Annotated in this window: 9 protein-coding genes and 1 riboswitch; of the genes, 2 read left to right on the top strand and 7 right to left on the bottom strand. The window is 60.3% G+C overall.

Annotated features, from left to right (window positions below; translation table 11 throughout):
* The first annotated feature begins 3 nt into the window (after positions 1–3).
* Positions 4–279: a DNA-binding protein HupB gene (gene hupB / locus AC1DYF_RS24990; RefSeq protein WP_477879558.1), complete on the top strand. Its 276-nt coding sequence runs from the start codon at positions 4–6 to the stop codon at positions 277–279.
* Between the two features lie 274 nt (positions 280–553).
* Here hupB and AC1DYF_RS24985 read toward each other — a convergent pair whose 3' ends face one another.
* Positions 554–1,075 carry a 6,7-dimethyl-8-ribityllumazine synthase gene (locus tag AC1DYF_RS24985; RefSeq protein WP_477879556.1) on the bottom strand — a complete coding sequence of 174 codons (522 nt, stop codon included), beginning with the start codon at positions 1,073–1,075 and terminating at the stop codon, positions 554–556.
* 84 nt (positions 1,076–1,159) lie between these two features.
* Positions 1,160–1,305, bottom strand: a riboswitch (FMN riboswitch).
* An 84-nt stretch (positions 1,306–1,389) separates the two neighbouring features.
* Positions 1,390–1,887 carry a hypothetical protein gene (locus AC1DYF_RS24980; RefSeq protein WP_477879554.1) on the bottom strand — a complete coding sequence of 166 codons (498 nt, stop codon included), beginning with the start codon at positions 1,885–1,887 and terminating at the stop codon, positions 1,390–1,392.
* Positions 1,888–2,079: 192 nt separating this feature from the next.
* On the opposite strand from AC1DYF_RS24980, the gene AC1DYF_RS24975 reads away from it, so the two are divergent.
* On the top strand, positions 2,080–3,741 hold the full coding sequence (locus AC1DYF_RS24975; RefSeq protein ID WP_477879553.1) for a nucleotide-binding protein: 1,662 nt from the start codon (positions 2,080–2,082) through the stop codon (positions 3,739–3,741).
* A gap of 10 nt (positions 3,742–3,751) precedes the next feature.
* Here the strand turns inward: AC1DYF_RS24975 and AC1DYF_RS24970 are convergent, their stop codons facing one another.
* The 5 genes from AC1DYF_RS24970 to AC1DYF_RS24950 all read right to left on the bottom strand — a co-directional run bounded on the left by AC1DYF_RS24970 (position 3,752) and on the right by AC1DYF_RS24950 (position 10,114).
* Positions 3,752–4,912 carry a glycosyltransferase gene (locus tag AC1DYF_RS24970; protein ID WP_477879551.1) on the bottom strand — a complete coding sequence of 387 codons (1,161 nt, stop codon included), beginning with the start codon at positions 4,910–4,912 and terminating at the stop codon, positions 3,752–3,754.
* Entirely contained in the window at positions 4,909–6,150 is a 1,242-nt protein-coding gene (locus AC1DYF_RS24965; RefSeq protein WP_477879549.1) for a polysaccharide pyruvyl transferase family protein, read from the bottom strand. The genes AC1DYF_RS24970 and AC1DYF_RS24965 overlap by 4 nt, the downstream gene beginning before the upstream one ends.
* Positions 6,151–6,228: 78 nt before the next feature.
* The gene (locus tag AC1DYF_RS24960) at positions 6,229–7,569 is read right to left on the bottom strand and encodes a hypothetical protein (RefSeq protein ID WP_477879548.1); all 1,341 of its coding nucleotides are present in this window, start codon (positions 7,567–7,569) and stop codon (positions 6,229–6,231) included.
* On the bottom strand, positions 7,556–8,839 hold the full coding sequence (locus AC1DYF_RS24955; protein ID WP_477879547.1) for an MATE family efflux transporter: 1,284 nt from the start codon (positions 8,837–8,839) through the stop codon (positions 7,556–7,558). Before AC1DYF_RS24955 ends, AC1DYF_RS24960 begins: the two co-directional genes overlap by 14 nt.
* Before the next feature lie 3 nt (positions 8,840–8,842).
* Entirely contained in the window at positions 8,843–10,114 is a 1,272-nt protein-coding gene (locus tag AC1DYF_RS24950) for a WcaI family glycosyltransferase (protein ID WP_477879546.1), read from the bottom strand.
* Positions 10,115–10,859 lie beyond the last annotated feature (745 nt).

The following is a 10,859-nucleotide window of genomic DNA, read 5'->3' as shown; positions in this document are numbered from 1 at the left end:
AACATGAACAAAAGTGAACTCGTTGCTGCAGTCGCCGAAAAGTCTGGTCTCTCCAAGACCGATGCGGCCTCTGCCGTCGATGCGGTGTTCGATACCGTTCAGGACGAGCTCAAGAAGGGCGGCGACATTCGCCTCGTCGGTTTCGGTAATTTCTCCGTGACCCGTCGCGAAGCGTCCGTCGGCCGCAATGTTTCGACCGGTGAAAAGGTTGATATCCCGGCACGCAACGTGCCGAAGTTCACGGCCGGCAAGGGCCTCAAGGATGCCGTGAACGGCTGACCCTATCAGAGCCAGTAGGCCCGAACAAAGCCCGGCGCACTCGCGCCGGGCTTTGTTTTTGGTCAAAGAACTTTGGTGTTCGGGGGCACCCCCCTCCGCCCTGCCGGGCATCTCCTCCTCAAAGGGGGAGATTGGCTGGGGGGCACGCTCTTCGCACCAATTCAGGTGTTGAGATCAGGGCGAGTGGTCGCCGCGGGTCGATCTCCCCCCTTGAGGGGGAGATGCCCGGCAGGGCAGAGGGGGGTAACACCACCCACCACCCGCTAAAGCAGCCTCAAGCCACTTGCGCCACCGTCGGAACGACCGCAACGTCATAGGTCGGATCGGTCACCGCGATCGCCGCTGCCGCGACCTCGCGGCCCTTCTGGCGGAAATGCGACAGGAAGAATTCGCGGTGGTCCGGATGCTCATGAAAATGGTGCGGTGTCAGCACCGCCGACAGCACCGGCACATTCGTGTCCAACTGCGCCTGCATCAACCCGTTGATCACCGCGGCGGCGACAAATTCATGCCGATAGATGCCGCCATCGACGACAAGTCCGGCAGCGACGACGGCGCCGAATCGGCCCGAAGCGGCGAGGCGCTTGGCCTTGAGCGGGATTTCGAAGGCGCCCGGCACTTCGAAGAATTTCAGCTCATAGCGGTTTTCGCCGACGGCGAGCATGGCGGCCTCGAAGGCCTCGCGCGCCTGGTCGACAATGTCCTTGTGCCAGCAGGATTGCACGAAAGCCACGCGGATGGGCGGCGTGCTGCGCTCGGCGGGGCGGAGGATGGTCTGGGTATTTTCTTGATCCACGTTCGGGTCCTTTCTTTGCCACAACATGAATCAGGGCAAGCGGACGCCAAACATACGCCCACGCAAATGCGCCGACGTTCAGGCTCCCGATCTCTTTCATCCGGACTATACCGTCGGCTTCGGAATCGCACCGAATCTGCTGACCTTGCCGTTTCCGGAAAGCGCTCGCGGGCTTGCGGACCGTTCCGCTTACCGCCGGTGGGGAATTGCACCCCGCCCTGAGATCACACCTTACGTTTTCGCAAGGTAGTCTACAGATATTGTGTATTTTCACGCTTGGCAAGGGGTGGATGCGAACGGCGCGTCAACTGCCTTCACGATTTCTTTCTGCTATCTTGCCATTCTCGAAAGCCCATGACCGCTGCCATCGTCAGAAATGCAAGTGTCAATGCGGCAAAGCCGACTGTGAGTACCGGTTCGCCTATCGAGGGGCGCTGCTTGCGGATCGACAATGTCTCGAATGACCTGTCGATGAGAGCGCTGTCGCTGCCACGAGCGCGCTCGGGAAACCGTCGCTTATATGTTGCCAGTGTGTACCAGCAGGCCTTGATCACCCGGTCGCCGCGTCCGGATACTCGATTGTAACCCTGGACGTAGTCTGTTCCGAGCGCACCCCGCTTCTCATCACATGCCACAGGAAGGAGATAGGATCGAGGATCGAAGTTCCTGAGAAATTCTGCGAGCAACATTTCCTGCCGTATGTCGGAAATTCCGATCGACAGGAATGGCAGCATAACGATCGGGTAGATCAGGAGAACGGGGCGGACATATTTCCGGTAGGTCTCCTCGGGGAATATGCGGGAAGGGGACATGACAGGGATCGGGCTGGAGGCGATACGTCTACGTAGTGTAGACAAGCGACGTTAGAAATCCTTTCCACCAGAAATTATTTCCTTCCGTCCTGTAACCCACCAGATGCCGGCTTGCGCAGCCGATCTTGATTGCGCCGCAACCCCGCTCTATACCACCTGCGCCTACCATCACTGACCTCACAGGGTGCCTGCTTGACCGATTCGGCCGCGACCAATCCCGATATTCATGTCCTCGAACAATTGCTTGCCGTCGGGCGCCGCCGCTGGAAATCGCTGCTGCTGTTCATCCTGGCTGGCATTGTCCTCGCCTTTCTCTATGCCGAGAGCCGGGCGCCGCAATATTCCGCCTCGGCCGCCGTCATGGTGCGTTCCGGTTTCGCCGCCGACCCTGTGCGGCCGGGCATCGAGACGATCACGCCGGAGGAAGAGGGCCAGTTCCTCAGCCAGCTCGAATATATGGAATCAACGACTGTCGCCGCCCGTGTTGCCGACAAGCTGAAACTGACCGACGACCCTGATTTTGCTCGCCCGGCATTGTCTGGTTACAAGCGCCTGATTGCTGTGGCCAGGCGGCTGGCGCATCTCGGTGCAGCCGACAAGGCGCAGCCGGGGCTGAAGCTCGACCGCGACCAGGTGATTGCGCAGTTGCGGGCCAATGCCGGTGCCGCGCGTGTCGGCCGCACCTATGTGGCGACCATTTCCTATATCCATCCCGATCCTGCCGAGGCGCAAAAGATAGCGCAGGCCTTTGCCGAGGCTTTTCGCGAGACGCTGGCTGACGCCAATGAAGCGGCCAATGCCAAGGTCCGCGTCGCGGTTGAAGCCGAGCTTGCCAAGGCGACGCCCGAGACCAAGGCGGCGCTGCAGCAGAAATATGAGGATACGCTGATCGAGCGCGCTGTTCCCGGCGTCGATGCGGTGGTGATCACCGATGCCCGCAAGCCGGCCGCGCCGAGCTCGCCGCGCAAGCCCTTCATCCTGGCCATTGGCGCGGTGTTGGGCGCTGCCCTTGGCTGCTTGGTTGGCGGCTGGAGAGAGATGAAAGACCATGGCGTGCGCGATGGCGACCGGATGGCGCGCAGCCTCAAGACGCGTTTCCTTGGTTATATTCCGGCCATGGCCGTCGACCGCAAGCCCGGCAGCATCAGCGCCAACAATCTGACATTGCCTGCCGGCGCGCGGCTGGCTGCGTCAGAGCCATTTTCACGCTTTAGCGAGGTCGTGCGTGCTGGCGCCGTCGCCGCCCGGGCCGGCCGCTTGAGCTCGGTGATCGGCGTCACATCCGTTCTGGCGGGCGAAGGCAAGACGGGCTTTGCCGCCAACCTTGCGGCCCATCTCGGCAATCAAGGCCTTCGCGTGCTTTTGATCGACGCCGATGTCCGCCGCCCCGAACTGTCGAACTGGCTGGCGCCCGGTGCAGAAATGGGCATTGTCGATACGCTGCTGCAGAACAAGCCGCTGACCGAAACCGGCCTTTACGATTCGCGCAGCAATGTCACCTTTCTGCCGGCCGCGCTCAATGGCCGCGGCGTCGAGCCGGCCGGCCTGTTGTCCGGCTCGCAAATGCGCGATCTGATCGTTTCACTGCGTGGCCAGCATGAGGCCATCATTCTCAATCTGCCGCCGCTGACGACGGCTGCCGATGCCGCTGCGGCCGCTCCGATCGTCGATGCCTTCATTCTGCTTGCCGAATGGGGCACGCCGTCCCCGGAACTGATCGAGACCGTTCTCGCCGGCGAGCCGGAAGTCTCCGGCAAACTGGCCGGCCTGGCGCTCACCCGCACCAATTTCCATAAACTGCCGCTCTACGTGACGTCGGCGTCGCGTGGCGCTTACCAGAAGCGGATCGGCTGAGCCAATCGGCTCAGCGGCTTGTTTTCCACGGGGCTGCGGCCTGATAAAGGTCGAGCAATCCGTTGCGGACGCTTTCCTCGGAGAATTCGTCTGCCACCAGGGCACGGGCACGCACCGACGCCGCCTGCCATTCCTCGGCCGGCAGCGCATCTGCGGCCTTCAGCGCCGGATAGATCGTCTCGGGCGTGAATCCGGTATGGTAGGCGGCACCGCGTTCGAAGCCGATAGCGAGATTGCATTCGGGCGTCAGGATGGCCGGAATGCCGGCCGCCCAGGCCTCCAGCACCGCCATCGGCAAGCCTTCGCTCTTCGATGGCAGCATGAAATAGCGGGTGACGCTCATCGAGCGGTTCTTGTCCGGACCATATTGCGGGCCGGCGAACAGGGCATTGCCGAAGTCACGGCCAAGTGCTGCGGCCTTGGCCTCGAAACCTTCGATGCCATCGTTCCAGCCGCAGAAGACGAGCAGGGAACGGTCGCGGAAGCCAGGGTCTTCGGCGGAAAGCCTTGCCCAGGCATCCATCAGTTCCATGCAGCCCTTCTTCTCGTGGATTCGGCCGAGGAACAGGTAGACATTGCGGCTGTCGAATTCCGGTTTCCACCAGCCGGGCATCTCGCCGTCACTGACGAAGGGCTGGGCGAAATTGCGCACGATCTTCGCTGGCTGGCCTGTGAGGAATTCGGCGACATCGCCCGTCTCCTTGTCGGTCAGCAGGTGGAAGCCGGCGGTCTTGCGCAGGAAGCGGTCCTGGTAGAGCGCCGACACCGCGCCCTTGAGTCTCGGCGAGCGCGAGCGGATCCAGGGTTCCAGCATGCCGTGCGGCGAGACGATATAGGGCTTGCCCGTCAGCATCGACCAGGCCTGCACGGCGGCGCAGTGGAACTGCCAGACTCCATGCACATGCACCAGGTCCGGCTTGGCGCGCATCAGCGACAGCAACATGCCAGGCGCGAGGCTGAAGCTCTGCGGGCCGTAGAAGCGATGCAGGTAAAGCTTTGCCGCTTGCCACTGCTTCGGGTCGACCTTTTCCATGCGCGTGTCGAGCGTGTGGACGGAAATCTCGTCGAAACCCGCTGACGCCAAAGCGGCTACATGCAGCCGCGCCGCTTCGGCAACGCCGCCGCCGAGCGGCGAGATCGTCGGCAGCGCCAGTGCGAGCCGCCGGATCATCGCTGGTTCCCGATCAGGCCAAGGATGTCCTGCAGGCGGGTGAAATTCTTCTGGTAGACTTTTACCGCATTGCGAATCTCGGCCTCGGCGGCGGCGAGATTGTCATAGTCGGCGGAAAGCTGGCGGATCATGTAGTCGTAGTCGATGCTGTCGATCGGCGTATGCCTGTGCGAGAGCTTCAGATCGTTCATGATATATTCGGTCTTCGGCAGATAGGCGATGGCGAAGGTCGGGCGCCCGGCCATCATCGAGAAGATGCAGGAATGGAAGCGGGTGCCGAGAAACACTTTCGAGCGGGTGATCAGCGCCCGCAGAATATCCGGCTCGCGGCTCTTGGCATCGATGACGACGGGGTTTTTCGCCTTCTTCTGGATCTCATAGGCCGTCGGCAGGTCTTCGGAGACCTGGTTGAAGATCACGGGTGTCAGGCCGTAGGTGCTGCTCATATGGTCCGCGGCACGAGCAACGGCCGTGGTATAGCGGTCGTAATCGGCCTTGGGATCTCTGGATTTCGGAAAAGACCAGCAGACCACGGTCATGCCAAAGATGGGCTTGGCAGGATCGACCCCGATCTCGGTGTAGATGCGGTCGACCAGCTGAGGATCGTCTTCGACCCGATCGTTCCAGAAGGCACTGTCGCCGGTGCGATAGACATTCTTCTCCGGTAGCCTGAGCCCCAAAGCCAGGAAATCCCAGCTATAGCTTTCGCGGGCGCAGAGATAGGGCACCTGACCGAGAACATAGCGGGCAACAGCGCGTGAAACCGGCCGCGAGATCGGGCCAACGCTCTGCGGCGCCAGAACCACCGTCTTGCCCAGGATCGTGCCGAGATGAATGTGGAGCAGCGCGATGAAATAGGCGAAGTTGGTATCGTGGATATAGCCACCCGGCGCCGAAATCACCACATCGCTGTCGCGGATCGCCTCGAAGGTTTCGCGCTGCTTGCCCGGCAGCAGGCGTGCCAGGCCGAGCCAGGGAACATAGGCGCTGACCCAGGCGTAAATCAGATAAAGCAGCGACTTCAGCCGGTTCGCCGCACCGCCGCCGCCGGTATTGCCGATGCGCTCCGACCATTGCACGGTCGGATGCACAGCCTCGGCATCGCCGATGCCCTCGAACACCGCGCCGGCAATCTGCGCATCGGGGAATTTCGCCCGGATCTCATGGATGCATTCGTCCAGCAGGACGGAGTCGCCGCGGTTCGAACGGCCGAACGCGTTGACGATCATGAATTTCATCGGGCTCTCCGGTGGGTGTCTCTTATGCAGGCTCTCAAAGCCGGAAATTGTGCGGGAAATAAGATGGTTGCGGCCGGATCAGGTCCTGCCAGAGATAGCTGGCTCTGTCAAAGCGGGCAGGGCGACGCGGTTAATCGCTTTCGTCTGCCGTGCTCGCATCCAGCAAAGCACGCCCAGGAAGGCCGGCCAGAGCGGATTGGCGATGAGAAAATTCGAGGCCGGGAAGGCGAAGACGAAATTGTAGAACAGATAGAAATAGAGGAACATCGAGGCGTCGTTGAGCCGCCCCGTGCCGAGATCGACGGCAAACATCCAGATCAGTCCGATGCCCAGTGCGGTCAGCAGCGCGAGGCCGGCAAGACCGAATTTGTGGAACGCCGCGTAGTTTATGAAATGGATGTTGTGCACTTCCGTAGCGCCCAGCAGTGCATGCTGGCCGGGTGTCTTGTCGGCGGCGGCGGTCATGTCGACGGTGTGGCCGAGACCCATGCCGAACAGCCACTCCGCGTCGCCGGCCGTGTCATAGTCCTCCATCACCTTGATGCCTTCATAAACACGTTCATAGGACGAGACGTGGTTATAGACAGGATCGCCTTTCATGATCTGGATGGCTTCCCTGACATTGCGCGGCAGGTCCTGCACAACGTCGTCGTCGAGCGAGACCGCAAAGTTCAACACGCCGATGACTGCGAATATGGAGAACAGCAGCAGGATCAGCCAGCGGCGATAGAGCAGGTAGATCACCCAGATTGTGCCAACGGCGAGGATCGAGGCGCGATTGAGTTCAATCGCCACCCCGATATATTCGTCCTGCGAGCCGAGATGGACGAGGCCATAGATGACGAGCCCCAAAAACTTCTCGATCAGGCGCGGCCGCATCAGCATGGCATAGAGCGCCATCACCTCGACGAGCACATACTGGTAGTCGTTGTCCTTCTTGAAGATAGAGGTGAAAGTAAAGACAAGCACGATCAGCAGCATCGGCAGCGAGAAGATCATGCGCAATGCCTGATCGACCGAAATCTCGCCTCGCGGATTGCGGAAGAACTGAAACGCCAGAATGCCGGTCAGCATGTAGAGCGTCCATGCAATGATGTAGGGCGTGGCGTTGTGGTTGGCGATCCCGATGACCACCGAGATGAACAGCACCGCCATCAGAAGCAGCGCGTAAGGGTGCGGCACTGCGAATCTGAAGGTCACCTGGTTCAGGACAATACCGACAGCGATGAAGCCAAGGCTATAGATATAGGTGAGGCCGTTGAGATAGGGTGTCTTGGCAAAGCCGATAACGCCAAGCCCAAATTCGACGACCATCGATGTTGCTGCATAGGCAAGGATGAAGCCGACGAGAAACAGGCCGAACCTGTCCATCCGCTGCAGGCGCGCAAGCAGGCCGTCTCTGACCTCAGGCATAGGCATGACGGACGAAATTCCTCTTCAGCCAGAAATAAGAGAGCGAGATGACGATCGCATGCGACAAGAGATCGCTGGCGACGAACACCGATACGCCCATCAGCCCGACGAACAGATAGCCGAAACCGATCGCCACCACCACCGCGCTGATCCGCGCCATGGCCGCCGAATGGATGAGATTGCGCGCGAACATCGCCTGCACCAGCGACTGCCCGATCGCTTCGGTGACGATCGTCACCGAGAAGAAGCCGAGGAACAGCCAGGCCTGGTGGGTGAAGCCGCCGGCAAACCAGACGATGACGATGCTGGCAAAGACCACCGCGACCATGATCGCAGCCGTGATGGCAAAGCTGATCTTCTGGATCCAGACGAGCGGGAAGGTGGCGATTCGTGGATTGCCGGCCACAGCCTGCACCATGCGCGGGAACTCGATGCGGCGGGCAAAGCCGGAAATCTGGCTGGCGGCGCTGACGATCTGCTTGGCATAGACAAGCATGGCGGTCGCCGTCGTGCCGAGAAACATCGAGGCGATGGCGAGCTGCGCCCGGAAATAGAGCTGGCCGGGCGCAAGGCCGGCAAGCATCGAGCCTTCCTCGATAAAAGCCTTGCGGATGCCGCCTGGCGTTGGCTGCTGCCATCGGACGCGCCAGCCGAGCACGCGGAGCGCGATGAACTGTACGATGACGGTCAGGATATAGCCGAGGCTGAGCGCGCCGCCGGTGGCCAAGCCCGCCTCGGGCGGCGCCTGGCGCACGGCAAGCACTAGAGCCACCGCCGAAGCCACATAAGCGATGGAGCCGGTCAGCCCGCTGATGCCGCTCTTCTGCAATCCATCGAGAAAACCCGCGCCGTTGAAGGCCCAGACCAGCAGTGCCGGCAACACGCCGAGCAGGTAGTTGCGCGAAAAAACGGGCAGGGGCACCAATGCCTGGAAGATCAGCAGGCCGATGATCAGCGCGGCGGCCATCGTCAGCCGATAGACCGTCGTCTCCCAGTAGACGCGCCAGAGATCGTGCTCGTCGCCCTGTGCGACCAGGAGACGGGCGATCTGCGCCGACAAAATGGTCAGTGACCCAGATTCGACGATGATAATGCCGAGCATGGCAAAGGAAAAATGCGTGCCGAACAGCGCCAGAAGCTCGGTGTGGCCGGCAGCGACGAGATAGGTCTGGGCAAGGAAGATGGAACCCTGGCCGATGCCGAACCCACCGATCAGCATCCCCAAATTGACAAGGCGCCTGATGGCGCCTTGATCACGAAACCCCGGAAGTTTCATCTGTCATCCGGCGAAGGCGTGGACGAAGGAGATGCAGCCGTCCACCTTGGAGAGCTTGCGCGACAGATCGGCACGCCGGTCCTTCTGGTCCTCGCGGTCGCCCTTGGAGGCGTTGAGGATAGCCTTGGCAAGCGCATCGACATCGCCCGGCGGCGTCACCAGAGCGCTATCGCCGAGGAAGTCGGCAAGTTCAGTGCCAAGATCGGCGGTCACCACAACCGGAGCGCCCGAGGCCAGCATACCGCCCAGTTTGGAAGGCAGCACGAGATCGGCGGCACCGCGCTCCTGCGGCAACGCGTGCAGGCTGGCGAGATTCATGAACTCGTTGAACTTCTCATAGGGCTGGAAGGGCAGGAAGGAGACGTTCGCCAACTGTCCATATTTGGCGACCAGCGACTTCTTCGCCGGTCCTTCGCCGGCAATCACGAACTTGATCTTCAGGCTGTTTTCCAGCTTGCTGGCTGCCTCAAGAAGCGTGTCGAGACCTTGCTTGGCGCCGATATTGCCGGAATAGAGGACAATGAAGTCGTCATCGGCATAGCCGAGCTCCTTGCGGTAGCCCGACGTGCGGCCAAGCGGATAGATGTGTTCGAGGTCGACCCAGTTGCGGACGATGGCAACCTGTTCCGGATTGCCTGTCTTCTCTGTCAATTTCTGCGCCATGCGCTCCGAAATCGTGATGATGCGGTCAAAACCCTTGAGCGTGACCTTCTCGAACAGCAGAGCCGCCTTTTTGACGAAGCCGATCGACTTCAAATGCCCGACAGCGAAAGCCGCGTCCACTTCGAGGTCCTGCGCATGCAACACTGTGCGCGCTCCGACGGCCTTCGCCGCGAGAATGGCGAGCGGCGAAGCGAACAGCGTCGGCTCGACGCAAATGACAAAATCTGGACGATGCCGCAGGATCTGCCACAGCACGACGGGTGCTGACGTCGCAGCGAAGCTCAACGGCGCGATCAGCCGCCAGATACCGCCCATGTTTTCCTTGAGGAACAGCGGCACGCGCATAATCTTGACGCCATTCTTCCGCTCGGAGGAATAGGTGTTCTTGTAACCGTCCTTGACCGCCCAGCCGGGATAATGGGGGGGCGTGGTCACAACGCTGACCTCGGCTTTCTGCTTGCTGAGATATTCGGCGATCTCACCGGTATATTTTCCGACGCCAGCGATTTCGGGCGAGAAATTCATGCCATAGACGACAACGCGCTTTCCCTCGATGCGCAGATCGTCGGGAAGCATTTTCGCGGTTTCTATCCGGCTCAGTGGGGCATTCATGTTCATTCTCTCTAGAACCCGTTGTTACGGAAATGCACGAAATCTTGTGAGGTTGAAGTCGGAATGACAGACGATGTAGATGCAAAGGTATTCAACTTGCCGCACATAACGCCTTCACGGCCAGAATTGTTCCAATGCTTCCAACTGCCCGGGCCWGCCGAGTTTTTTGGGAGGGTCACCCGGCTAACAAAACACGACTACTCCTACCTCCGTCAAGATTTCATGCGACGTTTCGCAAGATTTTACAAACCCCTGTGGCCATCGGGTATCGCTTGAAAACTGGCCCAAATTTGGGCCGGATATGAGCTTTTTCGGGTCCCGGAACCATGTCTCCCTACCATGATGAGTCTTGCCCGCCACGCGTCGATCGCGCGCCGTCGACAGTCCACATACATTGGTTCGTTTCACTGCAAGCGACCGAATCTGGGAGAAATTAAGGCGAAGAGAACTTGGCGTTCACATCTACGTGAATTGGTGATTTCACGCAATAATCAGACGGAAAAAATTATCGTTTCAAACGCGACTCAGTTATGTTGTGGCGAGATTAAGAAGCATAATGCAATCAGTCGCTTACCCTATTCGACGCCAGCTTTGTGCCGGGCGCCATTGAATTGCCCAGTTTGGCGTACCATATGCCCAGCGTCGGCCGCGAAATGAGCCGGCTTCGAGCAACGTTGAAATGATCAGAGGAGGGAGTGGAATGGTCGAGGCCAGTCGCGTGTATTCCCGACATCTTGATGACAGG

The organism is Rhizobium sp. P2_G9 (assembly GCF_056403475.1).
The sequence above is the reverse complement of the archived record's forward strand: the minus strand, read 5'-3'. Positions and strand labels throughout refer to the sequence as shown.